This is a genomic window from Dyadobacter sp. CY343, from assembly GCF_021390335.1.
Classification (GTDB): Bacteria; Bacteroidota; Bacteroidia; order Cytophagales; family Spirosomataceae; genus Dyadobacter.
The window spans coordinates 1,173,854-1,194,867 of the sequence record NZ_JAJUXK010000004.1 but is presented as its reverse complement, the minus strand read 5'-3'; the positions used below and the strand labels follow the sequence as shown (position 1 = coordinate 1,194,867).

Here is a 21,014-nt window from a genome sequence, read left to right as displayed (position 1 = left end):
ATTTTTTATTTGAATTGTTATGAAATGGCCCCAACTCTACCTTGCAATTGCTATTATTTTCTCGGTTTCCGTACATGGATTTTCCCAGGGAAAGCGGGATTATAGCCTTTTACTGAAAAGCGGATCCTTCACACCCGCTAATAATATACGGAGTTCAGGTGCAATAACCCTTCGCAAAGCTGCTCCTGCGGGTTACCAGAAGTCATTTGTGATCATTCAATTTGAAAATATCCCTACCGCACAAGAGCGGGAGCAGCTCCGCGCTGAGGGAATCGAGCTCCTGGAATATATTCCCAATTTTGCCTATACAGCTACAATTTCAGCGTCGGGGAATACAAATGCATTGGCCAGGACAAAAGCGCGGGCGATTATTGAGCTTACGCCGGAACAGAAAATGGAGGCCGCACTTGTCAATGGGAATATCCCGGCTTATGCAATCAAAACGCCCGGAACCGTCGATGTGTGGATCAGTTATCCGAAGTCTTTTTCATTGGAAGAAATAAAAACAGGTCTGAAAAACAATTCGTTTGAGGTGCTTTCAGATCAGTTCAATGCCTACCAGATCCTTGAATTGCGCGTTCCGATTACCCGGATCAAAGAGCTGGCAGGGCTTCCATTTGTGCAATATGTGCAGTCAAAACCGCAGGAGGACAAGGGATTAAATAATAAAACCTACACCAATGCGAAGGCAAACGTGCTCGCTTCCACATTGGCAGGCGGCCGCGGACTGACGGGAAAAGGGGTTACGGTGGGAATAGGCGACGAGTCAAATCCTTTGCAGCATATTGATTTCAACAGCCGGATCATTAACCGTAACCCGACGGAAGCAGGAGCACACGGCGTGCACGTAATGGGAACGATGGCCGGGGCGGGACTTATGAACGAGCGGTATGCCGGTTTTGCACCAAAATCGACGATCGTGGTCCAGAGCTATTCAAATATTCTGGCCTATTCACCGCAATATTTCAAGGATTTCGGGATGACGATCACCAACAATTCTTACGGCGGCGACGTGAATACCTGCGCTACCTTCGGGACTTACGATCTGTACTCTTATATCATTGATAAACAAGCGTTTGACCTACCTTACCTGCAACACGTTTTCGCGGCCGGTAACAGTGGGTTAACCAATTGCAGTCCGATGCCTGCGGGTTTTGGGAACGTGCTGAGCGGGTATCAAACCTCCAAGAATACAATCAGCGTGGGCTATACTTCGGAAGTGGGCCTGATCGCCAATGGTTCGAGCCGCGGGCCGGTGCGCGATGGGCGCATTAAGCCGGAACTTGTGGCGCAGGGCAGTGCGGTAATGTCCACTATTCCTGTGAATCTTTACGGAAATGGAAATGGAAGTAGTATGTCGTCGCCGGCTGTGGCGGGCGGGCTGGCATTGCTGACCGAGCGTTACAAGCAGCTTTTTAATAATCAAAACCCTAAAAATGCCTTACTGAAAGCGCTGGTAACAAACGGCGCGATTGATAAGGGAAATGAGGGACCGGATTACCGGTACGGTTTCGGCTGGCTGAATTTGCTGCGATCACTCAAAATGCTGGAATCGGGAAGCTTTAAAAATGATTCGCTGGAACATAATACGACCAAAGATTTTAACATTCAGATACCTGCGAATACGGCGCAATTGAAGGTAATGCTGTACTGGAACGATCCTGCGGCAGCTGTACTTTCCACCCAAAACCTCGTGCACGATCTGGATCTGAAAGTGATTAAAGAAGGAAAAACAACTTTGCCAAGACTGCTGGACCCGACTCCTTCGGGCGTAAACCAGGTGGCTACCACGGGCGTTGACAATACCAACAACATTGAGCAGGTAACGATCAGTGACCCGACGGAAGGTACTTATACAATTTCGGTAAAAGGGACCTCAGTTGCTCAGAATCCGCGTCAGGAGTATTTTGTGGTTTACGATATCATCCCAAATTCCCTCACTTTGACTTACCCGGTCGGCAACGAAAGTTTGAAGGACGGGGATGCTGTTTATGTGCATTGGGATGCTTTTGGAAATACTACAAGCACTTTTACGGTTCAATATAGTGTCAATAACGGAGGCGCGTGGACTACGATAGGTAACAACCTTGCGGCGCCGACCCGGCAATTGCTGTGGACAATCCCCGCAGGTACCCGCACAGATCAGGCCAAAGTGCGGGTGATCCAGAACAGTACCGGCGCTGAGAGTGTGAGTGAGGCATTTACGATATTGGGAATCCCAACTGTGACGCTCGCCAATCTGCAATGCGAGGGATATATCGCCCTCGGCTGGACAGCTGTAACGGGCGCGACAGACTACGAGGTGATGATCCTGAAAGGCAGTGAAATGGTTTCGGCCGCTACTACCACTGCCACCAATTATACATTCAGCGGGATGATCAAAGATTCTACGCATGTGGTAACGGTACGCGCGCGGATGAACGGGCATGCAGGCAGGCGCGCAGTAGCTATTTCGCGCAGACCCGATTCGGGCAGTTGTGCGGGCGCTATTTCAGATAATGACCTTAAAATTGAATCCATTCTCACTCCGACCGGTTCGGGCAGGCACAATACGTCTTCGCAACTAAGTAATCAGCTTTTTGTAAAGATCAGGATCAAAAATCTGGACGATGTCGATTCCAATGCACCATTTGAAGTAGGCTACGAACTGAACGGAACACAGATCCCGCTCGAAACGATCACGCCATTTATCGAAAAAGGAAAAACCTACGACCATACTTTCTCAGCAGGAGCAGACCTTTCGGCAGCTGGTGATTACACGTTCAGGGTATATATCCATAGCGCGGCCGACCAGGTTTCGGCGAATGATACTTTGATCAAAACATTCCGGCAACTTCCCAACGAGCCGCTCGTTTTGCCTTTTTTAGACAATATGGAAAACCTTCCGGTGCAGACGATCGTGGCGAATCAGGCTGGTTTGGCAGGCGACGGGAGGTATGATTTCTCTTCGAATACCGATGCAGGCCGGATCAGGACTTTTGTGAATTCGGGATTTGCGCATTCTGGTCAGCGCGCACTGACGCTCGATGCGAGCAAGTATTATGCAGCAGGAAATACGAATTACCTCGATGGTACATTCAATTTATCGGGATATGATATTGAAGATCAGGATGTAAGATTGAATTTTAGCTATAAAAATCATGGACAGAAAGTCAATCCTAATAACAAAGTCTGGATTCGCGGCAACGATACCGACACCTGGATTGAAGCTTATGACCTGTTTGCAAACCAGAAACTGGCGCAGGATGGCTACAAAACTTCACCGGGAATAGAGGTAAGTAACCTGCTCGCGGCAAATGGTAAGAATTTATCGTCCAGCTTTCAGGTCAGGTTCGGGCAATGGGGGAAATCAATTACGGCAGATTATGTCAGTGGCGCGGGTTATTCTTTTGACGATATTGAAATATATACGGTCGAGGACGATATTCAGGTGCTTGCTATGGTAGCACCTGTTGCGGAAAGCTGCGGGCTGGGAAATGCAGAACAGATCACGGTCAAACTGCGGAACAGTTCAGCGAAGAATTTAGTGAATGTGCCTGTTTTTTATCAGTTAAATAATGGAGTGACTAAATCAGATATAGTCCCCGCCATTGCCAGGCGTTCAACCATTGACTTCACATTTGCTGAAAAAGCCGACTTGTCTGCGCTGGGAAGTCAGATTGTGAAGGTTTGGTCGGCATTCCAAACGGACAGTTACCAGGAAAACGATACGACCGTATTGTCATTTTACAATGCGCCGCTGATCACTTCTTTCCCTTATCTAGAAAAATTTGAAGCAGGCGACGGATATTGGAGCGCGAAAGGAATTAATAGTTCGTGGGAACACGGAACACCGATTTCGGCGGTGGTGAGTAAAGCTGCGAGCGGCAGCAAGATCTGGAAAACTAACCTGGCAGGCGGCCACAATGACAAGGAAGAATCGTATCTGTACTCGCCCTGTTTCCAGGTTGCGGGACTTGCGGCGCCTATGCTCAGTTTCAGTGTTATCCTGGATTTTGAAGTGTGCGATCCGAACCCCTGCGATTATGTATATCTGGAATATTCAGGAAACGGAGGCGCTTGGACGCGGCTGGGCGGACAGGGCGAAGGCACGAACTGGTACAATAAAAGCTACTCTGGAAAAGGCGCTTGGAGCATTCAGGACTATATCCGCTGGCACGTGGCCTCCATCCCATTGCCGACCGGTTTCGAAGATCTTAAAATCAGGTTTGTGATGATTTCGGACGGATTCACGCACCGGGAAGGTATTGCGCTCGATGATATTCATATTTTCGACAAAGCAGGCAACATTTATGATGAAGCCACAATGGCATCGCCGGTCTCAAAGAATTTGACGGCAGGAAATGACTGGATTCATTTTACCCAAAACGGAAAACTGGTTGCCTCTCTGAACGCGAACGGACAAGATCTGGGCAATACCGAAGTGCAGACTTTTATCCATTCCGGCGCGGTCAGAAACGGCAACTTGCAATACTACCTCAACCGAAATTTTACAATTAAACCAGCCAATACTAGTCTTTCTGACTCTGTGGCTGTGCGACTGTATTTTCTGGAAACGGAAATAGAATCGCTGATTGCGGCAACCGGCTGTAACTCCTGTGGAAAACCTGCCAATGCGTATGAGCTGGGAATCTCGAAGTTCAGGGGACCCGATAAAGCGAAAGAAGATGGGAACCTGGCTAACAGTACTGAAGGCGGCTGGTCGTTTCATCCTTCCTGGGAGCTGGCGATCGTTCCTTATGATAAGGGTTATTATGTGGAGATGAAAATGAAAGCATTTTCCGAATTCTGGCTGTCGAAAACCTTTATTGGAAATTCGTCTGCATTGCCGGTGGATCTGATCCGATTTGATGCGCGTAAAAAGTCGGGTATTGAAGGTGGTAATGATGTGATATTGGAATGGGAAACTGCGGCGGAGGAGAATTTTGAACGTTTTGATATTGAGCTGGCAATCGGCGATGTGGCTTATCGGACCGGTGTTTTTGAAAAGATCGGGGAAGTGTCGGGTGCTGGCCGGCTGGTTTCTGGCCGCAAATATGCATTTCTGGATCAGGATCCTATTAAAGCGGGCGCGCGCTATTACCGCCTGAAAATGGTAGATACCGACAGTACTTTCGCTTATTCCCGCGTGAGGCCCGTAGTATTTGATGAAAAAATGGAATGGACAACTTTTCCTAATCCGTCAACGGGCATATTTAATGTCAGCTATCAGGCCGAAGCGGGCCAGTTGATCGTGCTGAACGTTTATGATCTCAATGGCAAACTGGTTCGGCAATCGAATGTGAAGGCGACCGGCTTGTTTCAGAAGGGAAAAATAGATTTGTCCTCCGACGCGATTCCGGAGGGGTTATATGTGCTGGAAGTCGTAAATGGGGATAGTAAGCAGGTATTTAAGCTACTGAAAAAATAAAGTTTCTTTATTCCCGGAGGTATCCGTTACTTTTTTAAAAGGCTACGTCTAAATGAATCAAACCGCGGGATCAAACGAACGTACATTTGGTGTTACGACTGAAATCTGCATTCAACTATCATGAACAAAATTCTATTTTTCTTTTTGCTGTTAATGATTCCCGATCTCTACGCACAAAACAGGGGCAGAGCCGGTAATGCGGTGATCCTCGATACCGATATTGGTCCTGATTATGATGATGTGGGCGCGATGGCTGTTATGCACGCGCTTGCCGACAGAGGGGAACTGAGACCGATCGCAGTAATTGCTTCCAATAAAAATGAGCTGGTAGTGCCGGTTATCAGTATCCTCAATACCTATTTTGGCCGCCCGGAACTGCCGACAGGCGCGCCAAAAGGTCAAGGCGCAGATTTCGGGGCTCAGCAGAAATGGCCTGAAATGCTGGTTGAGAAATATAAACCTGCTATTACCAAAACTTCCGACGCGCCCGATGCAGTGGGAACTTATCGCAAAATCCTGGCCAAAGAAGCCGACCAGAGCGTGACAATTGTAACGATCGGTTTTCTGACGAATCTCGCCGATCTCCTGGACTCAAAACCTGATAAGATATCTCCGCTCGACGGGCCTGCATTGGTGAGAAAAAAGGTAAAGCAGCTGGTTTCAATGGCGGGTAAATTTCCGGAGGGCAGAGAATATAATGTATACGCGGATTCGGTATCCTCCGCCAAAGTGTTCACCGAGTGGCCGACTGAGATATTGTTCAGTGGGTTTGAGATCGGTGAAAAAGTGAAAACAGGGCTGAGGCTTGTTGCAAATGACCAGCTTAATAGTCCGGTGAAAGAAGTTTACGCGATGGCAATGCCTATGAATAAGGAGGACGAGGCCGGCCGCATGAGCTGGGACCAGACAGCTGTGTTAGTAGCCGCGCGCGGGGTTCAGCCTTATTTTGGATTGAAAAGGGGAAGAATTACAATTGAAGGCGGAAACAATAAGTGGCAGGACGATCCGATGGGGCCGCACGCTTATTTGACCCCTAATATGCCTGTGGAACAGTTGGTGGCGGTTATTGAGGGGTTGATGATGTGGCAAGGAAAGAAGTAGCGCACGTTTTCAAAGTTTAATAAAAATTCGTTTGCGATAAAGAAGGTACGCGGGGATAAAATTAACGCAGACAAAAAATACTGCATACAGCATGCTCGCAAAGTTGGATCCGAATCCTGCACCAGTTAACATATTGACCGAAATCGCATTCAAAGTCTGGCCGGCGACAGGAAACTGGTAGAACAGCAGCGCCAGTATATCGGCAAGTACATAGGCGGCAATTGCATTGGCACCGAAGATCAGGCCAGGCGCAATGGCCGCTTTTTTGTTTTTAATATCAATCCTAAAATACAATGCGCCCAGCAGCATAGAGGCAAAACCGGAGGTAACCAATACGAATGAGCTGGTCCAGAGGTTTTCATTCACAGGAAAAATCAATCCCCAGAAATAGCCCGCAGCCGCACTTAGCAAGCCTGCCGACATTAGGTGATTACTTTTTTCGTTCGGAGTAATATTCCCTAATAACAGCCGGCCAGCCAGCATTCCTGAAATGCCGGATACAATGGAGGGGAATGTGCTGAGAATACCTTCGGGATCCCAGTTGCCCTGCCACATTTTGCCGGGCAGATATTGCTGATCGACCCAGGCAGCAAGGTTTTTGCCGGGTTCCAGCATTACTTTTCCGAAGCCGGGAGTTGGAATGAGCGTCATAGCCAGCCAGTATCCGATCAGGATCAGCGCGCCGAGAATAGCCTGCTGTTTTGCATTTGTATTTAAAAAAAGGATCGCGCATACCAGAAAAACGATCGCGATCCGGTGCAGCGTGCCGGTGTACCTCAAGTCAGACAAATCGAAATCCGGGAGCATATTCAGGAACATTCCCACAGCGAATATCTTGATAGAACGGAGAATGATCTTTTTATATAGTTCTGTTTTGGAACCGTTTTCCAGGCGTTTTTTCGAATAAGCCAATGCAATCGAAACGCCTACTATAAATAGAAATAGGGGTGCAATGAGGTCAGTGAAGGTTAACCCATTCCATTTTGTGTGGCTGAGGGTCGGGAATTTGTGCGTTTCGCTGCCTGGGAAGTTGACCATGATCATAGCGGCGATCGTAAACCCGCGCAATGTATCCAGTGAGAGTAGCCTGGAAGAAGTACCCGTTTGATTATTCATCAAATGACATTTTAAAGGATATTACACAGTTCGCTGAGGGAAAGGCTATCCCGGTTTCAATAAAATGATTTCCGTTGCTGGTAAATCGCCCGGACTAGTATATTTTGCCGGATATTAAGTATTATAATCACGCAATCCGTCACCCCAATTACCGACTACGTTTCACTGACATCAAAACAAATCCGCGTTTAAAACCTATGAAGAAAATATTCCAATATCAGCTTTTTGTAATGATCGTAGTGCTGCTGGCGAGCTGCGGTAAGTCGGGCGAAATCAGCAAGGAACAGGCTGAGAAAATCGGCGTTTCCTGGAAGCTGGTTAGCAATTTTATAGAGCCTGACGGAAGTTTTGAGGCGAAGTTCACGATTAGAAATGGTAGTGACATTACATTGGACGCGACAAACTGGAAGCTGTTTTTCAATATGTCGCCGCGCCCTATTCAATCTAACAAAACCCCACAGCCTGCTACTGTTGAGCACATTAATGGCGATTGGTACCGGATGGTGGCTGGTAAGGATTTCAAGCTAAGCTCCGGTGACTCTGTGACGGTAACCTATATAGGTACGGAGGGTGTGATCAAGGAAACCGACGCGCCGCTGGGACTGTATTTTGTTTTTTACGATAATGAAGGAAAGGAAAAAGATATTGTCCAGGTGGCTGATTATACGATCGAGCCTTTTACCGAGAAAGAACAGATTCTGAGAGGAAAAAGGGACCTATTGCCAGTGCCGACTGCTGCGACGAGGTACGAACACAATCTCGCGTTTACAACGCTAGGCGCAGATCAGCTTCTGAAAGTGATCCCTAGTCCGGTGAAGGTCACTTCTTCTGCCGGCACATTGACGTTGAGCGGCGAAACGCAGGTATTTTACCAGGATGGACTGGAAAATGAGGCTAAATTTCTAATTGGAAAACTAAAAGCACTTACCGGAACCGATTTGCCTATTCAGGCTGGTTTGCCGAAAAACACCAGTGCATCCGCTCCTGTGATCGTATTGAAAACGGGTGCAGTTAATGTGAATGGTATTTCAAAAGAAGCGTATAAACTTGGTGTCGATGCAGCTGGGGTGACGATTACAGGCAGCGACCCGGCCGGGGTATTTTATGCAGTGCAAAGCTTGCTGCAGCTGGCGCCGGTGGAGTCTTATCAGAAAGTGCAGCCTTCCGTTGTATTGGGATATGTTCAGATTGAAGATGCGCCGCGCTTCCATTTCAGAAGTATGCATCTGGATGTGGGCCGTAATTTTCAAACCAAAGAAACGGTGAAGCGCGTGCTCGACCTGCTCGCTTCTTATAAGGTTAACCACTTCCTTTTTTACACAGCCGAAGACGAAGGCTGGCGCGTGGAAATTGACGGACTTCCTGAGCTGACCGAGGTAGGTGCCCAGCGGCAGCATACTTCCGGCATGAACGCTCCTGCGATTCATCCCGCGTACGGATCGGGACCAAAAGCGTATGATAAAGACAAGTTTGGCAGCGGCTTTTATACCAAAGCCGATTTTGTGGAAATACTCAAATATGCCAAAGAGCGTCACATCAAGGTGATTCCGGAAGTTAATTTCCCGGGACACGCAATGGCGGCTATAAAATCAATGGAAGCCAGGTACGAGCGTTTGATGAAGGAAGGCAAGGAAAAAGAAGCAAATGAATATCGCCTCATTGATCCGGCTGACAAATCAGTTTACCTGTCGGCGCAGGCTTACAAGAACAATGTAGTGGATATTTCACGTGAGTCGACTTATCATTTTTACGAAAAAGTGGTGGACGAATTTGCGAAAATGTACAAGCAGGCGGGTTTGACAATGGATATCTTCCACACCGGTGGTGACGAGGTGGCCGAGGGTGTCTGGACCAAGTCCCCGAATGTGGCCAAGCTGATGCAGGAGCATCCTGAGATAAAGGAATACCGCAATTTGCAAACCTATTTCTTCCGGCAACTACTGCCAAGATTAGAAAAGCGAAACCTGAAAGTACACGGTTGGGAAGAGGTAGCATTGACCAAAACTGCGCAGGGTGCATATCTCGCAAATCCTGAATTCGTAGGTCGCCCGGTTGTACCTTATATCTGGAATAATGTGTATGATGTTGATCTGGGTAATCGTATGGCGAATGCGGGATATCAGGTGGTACTTTGCAATGTAACCAACTTCTATTTTGACATGTCGTACAGCAACGATCCGAAAGATCCGGGTTTGTATTGGGGAGGGTTTGTGGATACCTGGGACAACTGGGCGTTTGCGCCTTTCAATATGTTCAAGACGACGGAGGTGAATGCGATGGGCAAACCAATGAAGGAGGAATTTGTCGGAAAGGAAGCATTGAAACCGGCTGCGAGAAAAAATGTATTGGGCATAGAAGCACAGCTTTGGTGTGAAACGGTGAAAGGCCGCGATGTGATGGAATTTCAGATACTGCCGAAACTCCTGGGCTTTTCGGAAAGTGCGTGGGCTGCCGAGCGGAAGTGGGAATTCGTGGACGATGATGCGGCAAGAAAGAAAATGATGCTGGAAGGCTGGAATGTGTTTGCCAATACTATCGCGCAAAAAGCATTACCGAAATGGAGCTATATCAATGGCGGCTATAATTATCGCGTCCCGATGCCCGGCGCCATCGTTGAAAACGGCCTGCTGAAGGCCAACGTGGAGCTCCCGGGGCTGATGATCCGGTACACGACCGACGGTTCGGAACCTACTGCCAAGTCGCCTCTTTACGAAGCGCCGGCAAAAGTTTCGGGTACGGTCAAGCTTAAAAGTTTTGACGTCGCCGGGAAATCGAGCCGCACTGCGGTGGCAGTGGCAAGGTAGTATCTGAAACAGTGCGGCTTCTCTGCACAAAACCACGTAAATCCTCCCATGCAAAGAAACAGTTTTATCGTCGTACTGATCCTGCTCATTTTTTTTGTCATTTCGTTCCTTACCAATATCCTGGGTCCTATTATTCCTGATATTGTCAAGAGTTTCGACCTCAGCCTCGGCCTCGCCGGATTTTTGCCCTTTGCATTCTTTGTCGCTTATGGCGTAATGTCCATTCCAGCGGGGTTAATGGTGGAAAAATATGGTGAAAAACGCATTCTGATCGCTGCTTTCGTACTTGCATTTCTGGGTGCACAGCTTTTTGCTTTGGTACCCGGATTCTCAATTGCATTGCTTTCGCTTTTCCTTATCGGAATTGGCATGGCGATGCTGCAGGTGGTGATCAATCCATTACTTCGGGTTGCGGGCGGGGAAGAGAAATTTGCTTTTTTCTCGGTATTGGCGCAGTTATTTTTCGGTGCAGCCTCCTTTTTGAGCCCGCTTTTATATTCTTATTTAGTGGTAAACGTACACTCGGGATCGTCTGGATTTTTGATCGAAACATTAAATAGCCTCGTTCCTGAAAATCTGAAATGGGTTTCGCTCTATTGGGTATTTGCGGTGATTGCGCTTTTGATGGTTTTAGTTATTGCTCTGGTTCGATTTCCCAAAGTGGAGCTCAGAGAAGATGAACGTATGGATGTAGGGAACTCATTTGGAGAACTTTCTCGTAACCGCACTGTCTGGCTTTTCTTCCTGGGGATATTCGCCTACGTTGGTACCGAGCAGGGGATAGCGAACTGGATCTCGCAGTTTTTGCAAACTTATCACGGTGTAGATCCCGCCACCACGGGGGCCAGCGTCATTTCCTATTTCTGGGGCTTGCTCACGATCGGCTGCTTTCTGGGATTAGCCCTTCTTAAATTGATGGACAGCCGGAAAGTACTTGCGTTTTTCACTTGTGGCGCTATCGTGGCATTGCTTACTGCATTGTTCGGGTCAAAGGAACTTGCATTGCTGGGTTTCCCGCTGGCCGGCTTTTTCGCCTCTGTGATGTATTCCGTTATTTTCTCGCTCGCATTGAATTCGGTGCCCAAGCATCACGGTACGTTTTCCGGGATTCTATGTGCGGGGATTTCAGGGGGCGCAGTAGTGCCGCTGATCGTGGGCGGGCTGGGTGAACTGGTGGGGCTGCGGCTGGCGATGGTGTTTTTGTTGATCCCCCTAGGCTACATTTTTAGTATATCAATCTGGGCAAAACCTCTTGTCAACAATGAGACAGTTACCAGCGTGAAAGAACTGTTTAAATTGTCATAAAAAACGGTCATCACCGCCCCGTATGTACAAAATTATCCTGCTCCTCGATTTTGCCGAAGAATATAGCAAGACGCTGATGAAGGGTATTAACGCCTATTCAAAAGAGTTCGGACCGTGGATATTTTGCAGAATGCCGCTTTTCCACCGTGAAACGGTCGGGATCGACGGAATTTTGCAATGGGCGCTTGAATGGGGCGCAGACGGTATTATAGGTCAGCTTTATAATAAGGAAATTGACAAAATACTGAAAGCAGGGATTCCTGTGATCGCGCAGGATTTTAAAGAGCGGTTTACTGAAATACCCAATATCACGGGCGACTACCATGAAGCAGGAAAGCTTGGGGCCGATTACTTTTTGAAAAAGGGCTTTACAAATTTCGCTTTTTATGGCTTCAATGATATTGTCTGGTCGCGCGAACGAGCGGAGGGTTTTGAAGAAAGATTAAAGTCGAAAGGGCATCAGGTGCATTATTTTGAGCATAAAAAAGCCAGGTCTACTGAGCTTTGGTACTATAAACCCAGCTCGCTGAGCCGCTGGCTGAAAGGCCTTCCCAAGCCGATCGGACTGATGAGCTGTGACGATAACCAGGGCCAGCATATTACCGAAGCTTGCCGGCACGTAGGGATCCGCATTCCCGAAGAAGTGGCAGTATTGGGTGTTGATAACGATGAGATGATCTGCGACTTATCTGATCCGCCGCTATCCAGTATTGCGCTCGATGTGGAAAAAGGGGGATACGATGCCGCAAAGCTGCTCGATCACATGATCAAACACGGTACCGGAGCGTATTACGACATCATAGTAAAACCCATGCAGGTAATCACCCGGCACTCGACAGATATTTATGCTACCAATGATGATCACATTGCTTCGTCCCTCAAATACATTCACCAGAATATCGAGAAAAACCTGCACGTGGATGAGGTAGTGAAGCAGGTACCTCTGTCTCGCCGGGCCCTGGAAAAGCGTTTTCTTGAAATAACCGGCTACCCTATTTATAAATATATCTTCAATCTGCGCATTGAAAAATTCACCCAGAAGTTGCTGGATACGGATATGTCGGTGTTCGAGATTGCATTGGATATGGGTCTGAACGACAGCAAAAATATAGCCCGCCAATTTAGGCAGGCTAAGGGTTGTAGTCCAAGCGCTTATCGGAACAAATATCTTGCAGGAAAATGAGTTTTAGAGTTTATGAGTTTTAGAGTTTATGAGTTCAGAGTTTATGAGTAAGTCAGACTTATGAACTCCAGACTTATAAACTCATAGACTCTAGACTCATAAACTCTAAAAACCATCACCAGATCATGATTTTCGCTGAATCGGCGAGGGCCATTTTAGTACCCGGCGTACAGCCGAATGCAGCCTGGAATTCCTTCAAATGAGGAAGCGGCCCGTTGATCCTGTCTTTTGCAGGCGCGTGCGGGTCAGTTTGAATCTGGTTTCTTAATGCTTCGTTGGTCGTGTTCATGTGCCAAACCTGTGCCCAGCCCAGGAAGAAGCGTTGTTTCCAGTTGAAACCGTCAATAGGAGCAGGCTCTTTTTTACCTTCCAGCGACTTTTGCAGCGCATAATAGGCCAATGTCAGTCCACCCAGATCCGCCACATTCTCACCGATAGTCAAGGCACCATTGATATTGAAGCCCGGCAATGCTTCGATGCCGTTGAAATATTCGATGTACTTTTTGGTTAGCTTATCAAAGTTCGCCCGATCCGAAGCTGTCCACCAGTTTTTCAAGTTACCCTCATCGTCAAATTGTGAACCCTGATCATCGAAACCGTGTGTAAATTCGTGGCCGATCACTGCGATGATGCCGCCGTAATTGATCGCATCGTCTGCATTGCGGTTGTAAAATGGCGGCTGCAATATACCTGCCGGGAAAACCACTTCATTGTTCAGCGGGTTGTAATACGCATTCACCGTCTGCGGCGTCATTCCCCATTCTTTCTTATCCACTTCTTTACCAATCTTCTCAACAGCTTCTTTATGTCCGTAAAGGGAAGCAGAAATTACGTTTTCAAATAGCTTATCAGGTGCAATCTCAATGCTGGAATAGTCCTTCCATTTATCAGGATACCCGATTTTGTAGGTAAATGCTTTCAGCTTCTTGTGCGCTTTTGCTTTGGTGGAGTCGCCCATCCAGGTAAGTTTATCAATGCGCTCGCCGTACACAGTTCGTACGTTCTCGATCATTTCAGCTACTTTTTTCTTGTCTTCTTCCGGAAAGTATTTTTTCGAGAAAAGTTTACCAAGCGGCATTCCAAGCAGTCCGTCGGTTGAGCGGATCGCGCGTTCTGTACGTGCTCTTTGCTGTTTTGTTCCTCTCATTACTGTGCTGAAAAAGCGAAAATCTTCCTGATCGAAGCTTTTCGGAAGGTAGCCCGCAAAACGTGAGAGCAGCTGCCATTTTGTATAAAGCTTCAAGGTAGCAAGTGGCGTAGCTTTCAGCAATGCATTCAGGTTTTGCAGATACGCTTTGTTCTGGACGATCAAAGTGTCGGTCTTGATATCCTGCTTGTCTGCAAAAGTTTTGGTATCGAAATCCGGCAGTAGTTTTCCGAAATCCTCAAAACTCATTTTGTTGTAAGTTTTATTTGGATCACGCAGCTCGACATTGCTGAGTTGGTGTTTAGCCAGTTTGGTTTCAAAATCGAGGATAGTTTTTCCAGGCGCAGCGTCGGTGAATGCAGCCAGTGAAAACATCTTGTCCACGTGTGAAACAAATTCTTTCCTTACATTAACCGTGCTGGAATCTGTGCGCTCGTAATAGCTTTTTTCTCCCAGGCTCAATCCGCCCTGACCCTGGTAAAGCACATTGATCTTGCTGTTTTTCAAATCACCTTCTACACCAAAACCGAATGTACCAGTGACACCGATTTTTTGCAGTTCACCCGCCAGTGCTGCCAGTTCTTTCAGGGAACTTACTGCATTGATTTTATCAAGATAGGGCTTTAATGGGGCCAGGCCGCGTTTTTCAATGGTAGCCGTATCCAGAAACGACTGGTAATAATCCGCGATCTGCTGTTCTTCCGTTCCTTTTTTGCGGTCTTTCAATGCGGCGATCTCTGCGATGATGCTTTTCAGCCGAACTTCTTTATTCTCTTTATCAAGCACATTGAATGCGCCCCAGCGGCTTTCGGTGCCTGGGATCGGATTGTTCTTTTTCCAGCCTCCATTTGCGTAGCTGTCGAAATCTTCACAGGCTTTTGCTGTTGAATCGAGCGAGCTGATATCGAATCCCGGCACTTTTGTGGTGTCGGTTTCTTCCTTTTCTTTCTTGCAACCCGCCAGGCTGACCACCAGGGCCAGTATTGCAACACGGAACACGGCTGATTTCATGTGATGTATTTGTTTTGAAGTATTGAAATGACATTAAGAAATACCGCCCATCCAGCCTTTGATCGGCTTCCAGAATACGAGTAGTACCAGTCCAAAAATGGTAGTTATAATCGCTACCTGATTGAACAGTGCGGGCATTTGAAGGATATTTTTTTCATCAAAGCCACCTGCAAAGATACCGGCGATCAGGTTACCTAGCGAAGCGCCCACAAACCAGATCCCCATTAACTGGCTTACGTAACGTTTTGGGGCCAGTTTGGTATAGGAACTTAATCCAACCGGGCTCACGCAAAGCTCTCCGATTGTGTGCAGAAAGTAAGTGAAAGTGAGGAAAAGTGGTGATGCGAGGTCTCCCGTCACAGCGATTTTGGAAGCAGCAACCATCACGAAAAAGCTAAGACCGAGAAGGATCAACCCCATCGCAAATTTGACCGGAATAGATGGATTGCGGTTTCTGGATGATAGTGAAATCCAGAGGCTCGCTAATACTGGGGCGAAAATAAGTACGAATGTGGGCTGAAAGTTTTGGAACCAGCTTGATGGAACTTCCCAGCCACCTATGATACGGTCCGTATGACGTTCTGCGAAAATCTGTAACGAAGTACCCGCCTGCTCATAACCTGCCCAGAATAAGGCAATCGCAAGAAATAAGATGATCAGTACGCCCACACGGTATTTCTCCACACGTGTAAGCCCGCCGGCGACAAGAATAAAGAGAAAGTAGGCGGCAGAAATGGATACGATAATCACACCTGCACCCTGCGCAAGACCCTGAGCTGTGGTCATATCGATCGTACCTGATGTTTGCAGTACGATCAGGAATACGACCAGCAATGCGATTAATCCGTAACCGATCATTTTGTTGCTGCCCGATTGTGAACCCGCATTTACCTCGCTCACTTCCTTAGCAGGCGGTACGTCACCAAGCCCCTTCAGATAGGTAGCGCTGCCGATGCGGAAAACGATCAGGCCCAATAGCATCCCGATCGCCGCAGCACCAAAGCCCATATGCCAGTTCACTTTTTCACCCAGATAACCCACGATCGCAATGCCGAGGAATGAACCCAGGTTAATACCCATATAGAAAATGGAAAATGCCGCATCGCGACGTGCCCCGCCTTCCGGATAAAGTTCGCCCACGATGGAGCTGATATTAGGTTTAAGAAGTCCGGTACCGACCGCGACGGTGGTTAGTCCAAGAAAGAATATTACCGATCCCGCCGGAATCGCCAGGATAATGTGACCGAGCATAATGATGATCCCACCGTACCAGATTGCTTTTTTTTGCCCCAGAATATTATCTGCCAGCCAGCCGCCGGGGAGCGTGAGCAGGTACACCGAAGCTGTATAGAGACCGTAGACCGCAGTTGCCTCGGCTGCACTCATTCCCATTCCTCCTCTTACATTATCAAGTAAAAAAAGCAGGAGGATAGCGCGCATACCATAGTAACTAAACCGCTCCCACATTTCTGCAAAAAATAATACATACAGGCCTCTGGGGTGTTTCTGGGAAATTGTTGCTGACATACGGGGGGACTTTTTATTTGGCTTTTTGGGTTATTGCCGATTGATTTTTCGGTGCAAGATAGGAATTATGGATAAATATAGAAACGCATAAAAAAGCGGCAACCGGAATGAATCCAGCTGCCGCGAACAAACACTGTGGTTTACTAAATTATTTTACTGAAAAAGAACCTTCTCCTACTGAAAAACCTTCGGAATACAGTTCAATTGTATATTTTCCTGACGGAAACGGTGCGTCCCGGTCGTAAAGGATACTTACATCCTGGTTGTTATTGGAATATAATACATCCTTACTTACCGTGTAACCTTGTTCCTGTCCATTGTACTCAAATACCCCTGAGCCTGTTTTGGTATCAGAAATAGTGGCACCACTTGGGTCGATGATCCGCAGATAAATTGTTTTGTTGTCGTTTTGGGTTAGAGGATTTTTTTCCAACATAAAATCTACCCGCACTTTATCGATCCGTTTCGCTTTCACATTTTCACCTTCCCGAATTTTGCCTTTGGAAGATACTGCATACACTTTCACGTTTCTGGCGCGCAATGCAGCCGCCATCGTAACCTTGGATTCGAGCTCGGTATTTTTAGCCGAAACCGTCGAGAGGGAGTCGCTAACAGCTTGTTTTACAGTTTCAAGCTGCGTTTTCTCCTGTACCAGCGTTTCGTTCTGGCTGATCAGTTGCTGGTTTTCTTCGCGGAGCTGGGCGATTTCTTCATCCTTTTTATTCAGGAATGTCTCATATTCCTTGATCTTGCGGCCCATATTGGCAGTTCCTTTACGGAGTGCGATACGGTCGTTTTCAAGTGAGGCTTTTACTTTTTGCAGTTCTTCAATATCGCCACCCAGTCCCTGTACTTCCTGAATGCGGGCATCGAGTTGTTTGGAAATAGAGTCGAGCTTAATTTCTGAGGTAGCCAGTTCATTTACCCGCGCCTGCAGGTCGGAAGATTGCTGGGTGGAGAGCGTTCTTTCATTATAATAGAGGTAGCCAAATACAGCAGCCAGGATTGTCATCAGGATTAATCCGACGAGCATACCGGTGTTACTTTTACGTTCCATGAGTAGTTGTTTAGGTTAATTGATATATTTTATGAGATATATTCAAAAACCATGCCATCACTATACGTAAATAGCCTAGTAGTCGCCGCCAGCGCCGCCGCCTCCGAAGCTACCTCCTCCAAAACCTCCGAAGCCGCCGCCACTTCCGCCACCGAAGCCTCCACCCCAGTTACCAGAAGAGCTTCCGCTGCCTGAATGCGTCGTGTAAGGAAAGAAGAGTGGAGGGATACCCATTCCGCCGATACCTCCACCGCCTCTGCCTCCGCGGTTGTTTTTATTCCGGAACATAACGATCATAATCACGATGAAAATGATTACCAGGATCAGGATCGGAGAGAAGGATTGCTCGTCGCTGCTTTGCTGCTTGTCGGCTTTGTACTCACCGGTCGCATATTTGAAAATCGTATCCACACCTTCATCCAAACCTTCGTAAAACTGGTTTTGTTTGAAGCGCGGCGTGATTACCTGTGAAATAATCCGCTTTGCGATTGCGTCGGGTATTGCGCCTTCGAGGCCGTAGCCGGTACTTATGAATATCTTCCGGTCGGTGGGTGCCCAGAGTAGTACGATCCCGTTATTCTTGCCTTTTTGCCCTACGCCCCATTCGCGGCCAAGCTTGATCGCATAGTCGGCAATAGGGTAGTCGCCTGTCGTAGGGACGATTACAATCACGATCTGAGAAGAAGTGGAATCGTTATACGCTACCAGCTTTTGTTCAAGACGCGCTTTCTGATCTGCGCTCAACTGGCTCGCGAAATCGTTGACGAGTTTGGGCGGGTTTGGTTTGGCAGGAATATCTTGTGCCCAGATGCTGCATATTGAAATGATCAGCATAATGGGTATTAATAGGATTTTCTTCATGAGCTCAATGTCCAAACGATATATCGTCCGGAAGTTCGTTGATGTCGTCGGAATGGTAGGGGAAGTGTGATTTCAGCTGAAGTCCGGCCTCGTCAATACCTCTGCATAAGCCTTCCAGGTATTCTCCCTTCGAGAAGTGACTTCTCAGGTGATCTTTTGTCGTTTGCCAAAAGTCGGCACCGACTTTTTCGTCAATTCCTTTATCTCCTAAAACTGCAAACTTGCGGTCTTCGTAAGCCAGGTAAAATAAGACGCCGTTGCGCTGCGCTGTCTGATGCAGGTTGAGTTTAAAGAAAACCTCTTTCGCTCTCTCCATTACATCCGGCGAAGGACATTTCTTTTCAATATGAACCTTCACTTCACCCGAAGTCTGTTTTTCAGCTTTCTGAATCGACTGAATGATAAGCTGTTGCTGTTCTTCTGTAAAAAAAAGGGGTTCGGCTTCCATGGGCAGGCTGTTAGGTCGGTGGAGTACAAACAAAAACAGGGTGTTTTCAAAGAATATATCTTTCCGAAAACACCCTGTAATCTTATTAGAATTGTACCGAAGGCGCTTTCTCAGACCCGGCGGTCGCTGTGAAATAGCCTTTTTGAGCAAAGCCAAATACGCCGGCAAAAAGGTTAGTAGGGAATGTCCGTACTTCCTGGTTATAGTCTTTCACGACCGTATTGAAATCATTTCTTGCTACACCAATCCGGTTTTCCGTTCCTTCCAGCTGCGCTTGCAATTCAAGAAAGTTCTGATTTGCTTTCAGCTGAGGGTATTGCTCAACCGAAACAAGTAATCTGGAAAGTGATCCGCTCAACTGATCCTGTGCAGCCTGAAATTTGGAAATATTCTCAGGTGTCAACTGATCTGCATTAATAGTGGTTTGAGTTGCTTTGCTACGTGCCTCGATTACGGCAGTCAGTGTACTTTTTTCAAATTCCGCCGCTCCTTTTACAGTGCTGACCAGATTGGGGATCAGGTCCGCGCGACGCTGGTACTGGCTCTCTACTTTCGCCCAGGATTCTTTCACTACTTCGTCTTTACCCACAAGCCCGTTATATTTTCCACAGCCGACGAATCCGAGAATCAGAACCACGACGATAACTCCAATTAGTCCTTTTGACATTTTAGTATTCGGTTAATGTTAATGAAAGTTCAAAGTTGGCCAAAGCTAACAAAATAAGCAGCAAATACTACATAACCGGTTTTTGCTCCACATTGGCAGATAATAGGCCTGATAATGGGTTTCCAAATAATCAGGCCAGCGAATCAAATATCAATCCTGGCCCACACCCGCAACTTTGTTCCACTTGCTCCAGCTCACAGACGGTTCATAGTCCTTTAAGTTGCTTTCAAAATACATCGCGCCCCAGGTCCAGTTGATATTTAATGTATTGGCTAAATATTCAGCAGCAATCCATCGCTCCGCTGAAAACAGGTTTCCCTGGCTTTTTAATTTCCGCATTAAATCATTTACTTGTGCATCGTCCGTTTGAGAGTCTGTCCATTTTCTGAATGTGACAAGATCATCGTCCCAGCGTTTTGCAAAATGATGCTTTACGCCACTGGGTTTGAATATACGCGGTCCATAACGAAGCAGCGTCCAATGAAAATAGTCTCTTTCCAAAAGATCCTGCGTCAAACTTTGCTTTTTAGCTGAGTCGCTTTTTGCGGCAACTGCTTTATACACATATTTTGGAGAGAGGCAGCCCATTGAAAGCCAGCGCGAAATCCCCGAATCGATCAATGCATGAAAGTCTATCGGATCGGCTTCGGATGCCAGGTATCGAGAAAGTGACCGGATAGCCTCTTCCTCGCAAATCGGTTTAATAGTTTCAGGCTCTTGCCCGGTTCCGACTTCTTCAATCTCAATTCCCAGTTCAGCCAGTGTCGGCATCCGGCCCATTTCGAGATCAGCAGGTAGGTTGATCTGAGCAGGTTCAGGAAGTATACTTTCGATGTCAAGACTACTTTGCATTGTCTTTGAGAAAGCTTCAAAAGAGCCGGGGAGCTTGGAAATAGGGAAGGGCAGTTCGGTTGCGTGGACCAATGTATCCATCCAGAAAAGCTTAATATCTATATTTCCGGTTTTCAGATTTTTGCTGAGGGAAGATTCAATGCGCGTTTCCTCCGGCGCTATCTCCTTACTACAATATACATATCCTGCATGGTGGTCTTCCGCCAATTGCGCGACGATCTTTTCGGGTTCGCCTGTTCGTATTAAAAGATCACCGCCCTTTTTCCTGATATTTTCCCTGAGATCAGTTACGCAATCTATGAGCTGCTGAGCTCTCAATGCGCCGGTCCGCCGGAATCCAAGTCTGGTTTTTTCATATTGCCTGGGATCAAAAACAAATACCGGAATAATTTCATCTGAGGAGTTGCAGGCAGAAAGTAGCGCTTCATTATCAAGTAATCGAAGATCGTTTCTGAACCAATAAACAATGCGGTCAGCCATTTAATAAACTGAATATTTTAAAATGATATTAAAAGAAGAATAGTG

The 21,014-nt window shown here is 47.1% G+C and carries 13 protein-coding genes; 5 read left to right on the top strand and 8 right to left on the bottom strand.

Annotated elements, in window-relative coordinates; genetic code table 11:
* Positions 1 to 19: 19 nt before the first annotated feature.
* Both LZG94_RS17115 and LZG94_RS17110 read left to right on the top strand, forming a co-directional pair.
* Positions 20 to 5,410, top strand: coding sequence for a S8 family serine peptidase (locus LZG94_RS17115; RefSeq protein ID WP_233793008.1), 5,391 nt, complete (start codon positions 20 to 22; stop codon positions 5,408 to 5,410).
* Between the two features lie 120 nt (positions 5,411 to 5,530).
* On the top strand, positions 5,531 to 6,511 hold the full coding sequence (locus LZG94_RS17110) for a nucleoside hydrolase (protein ID WP_233793007.1): 981 nt from the start codon (positions 5,531 to 5,533) through the stop codon (positions 6,509 to 6,511).
* A 9-nt stretch (positions 6,512 to 6,520) separates the two neighbouring features.
* Here the strand turns inward: LZG94_RS17110 and LZG94_RS17105 are convergent, their stop codons facing one another.
* Complete coding sequence (locus tag LZG94_RS17105; protein ID WP_233793006.1) at positions 6,521 to 7,627, bottom strand: acyltransferase family protein; 1,107 nt, start codon at positions 7,625 to 7,627, stop codon at positions 6,521 to 6,523.
* A 197-nt stretch (positions 7,628 to 7,824) separates the two neighbouring features.
* Here LZG94_RS17105 and LZG94_RS17100 point away from each other — a divergent pair, with 197 nt between their 5' ends.
* Genes LZG94_RS17100 through LZG94_RS17090 form a run of 3 tightly spaced genes read left to right on the top strand, consistent with a single transcriptional unit; the run spans position 7,825 to position 12,919 of the window.
* Positions 7,825 to 10,431: a family 20 glycosylhydrolase gene (locus LZG94_RS17100; RefSeq protein WP_233793005.1), complete on the top strand. Its 2,607-nt coding sequence runs from the start codon at positions 7,825 to 7,827 to the stop codon at positions 10,429 to 10,431.
* Between the two features lie 48 nt (positions 10,432 to 10,479).
* Positions 10,480 to 11,736 carry an MFS transporter gene (locus LZG94_RS17095; RefSeq protein ID WP_233793004.1) on the top strand — a complete coding sequence of 419 codons (1,257 nt, stop codon included), beginning with the start codon at positions 10,480 to 10,482 and terminating at the stop codon, positions 11,734 to 11,736.
* Between the two features lie 22 nt (positions 11,737 to 11,758).
* On the top strand, positions 11,759 to 12,919 hold the full coding sequence (locus LZG94_RS17090) for a DNA-binding transcriptional regulator (RefSeq protein WP_233793003.1): 1,161 nt from the start codon (positions 11,759 to 11,761) through the stop codon (positions 12,917 to 12,919).
* A 115-nt stretch (positions 12,920 to 13,034) separates the two neighbouring features.
* Here LZG94_RS17090 and LZG94_RS17085 read toward each other — a convergent pair whose 3' ends face one another.
* The 7 genes from LZG94_RS17085 to LZG94_RS17055 form a co-directional block, all read right to left on the bottom strand.
* Positions 13,035 to 15,077, bottom strand: a complete 2,043-nt coding sequence (locus LZG94_RS17085) for a M13 family metallopeptidase (protein ID WP_233793002.1) — start codon at positions 15,075 to 15,077, stop codon at positions 13,035 to 13,037.
* A 33-nt stretch (positions 15,078 to 15,110) separates the two neighbouring features.
* Entirely contained in the window at positions 15,111 to 16,604 is a 1,494-nt protein-coding gene (locus LZG94_RS17080; RefSeq protein WP_233793001.1) for a peptide MFS transporter, read from the bottom strand.
* A 148-nt stretch (positions 16,605 to 16,752) separates the two neighbouring features.
* Positions 16,753 to 17,661, bottom strand: coding sequence for a hypothetical protein (locus tag LZG94_RS17075; RefSeq protein ID WP_233793000.1), 909 nt, complete (start codon positions 17,659 to 17,661; stop codon positions 16,753 to 16,755).
* A 75-nt stretch (positions 17,662 to 17,736) separates the two neighbouring features.
* A complete protein-coding gene (locus tag LZG94_RS17070) occupies positions 17,737 to 18,522 on the bottom strand; it encodes a YgcG family protein (RefSeq protein ID WP_233792999.1) in 786 nt (261 codons plus the stop codon).
* 4 nt (positions 18,523 to 18,526) lie between these two features.
* The gene (locus LZG94_RS17065) at positions 18,527 to 18,970 is read right to left on the bottom strand and encodes a TPM domain-containing protein (protein ID WP_233792998.1); all 444 of its coding nucleotides are present in this window, start codon (positions 18,968 to 18,970) and stop codon (positions 18,527 to 18,529) included.
* Positions 18,971 to 19,055: 85 nt separating this feature from the next.
* The gene (locus LZG94_RS17060) at positions 19,056 to 19,637 is read right to left on the bottom strand and encodes a LemA family protein (RefSeq protein ID WP_215234214.1); all 582 of its coding nucleotides are present in this window, start codon (positions 19,635 to 19,637) and stop codon (positions 19,056 to 19,058) included.
* Positions 19,638 to 19,787: 150 nt separating this feature from the next.
* Entirely contained in the window at positions 19,788 to 20,969 is a 1,182-nt protein-coding gene (locus LZG94_RS17055) for a deoxyribodipyrimidine photo-lyase (protein WP_233792997.1), read from the bottom strand.
* Between the last annotated feature and the right edge of the window lie 45 nt (positions 20,970 to 21,014).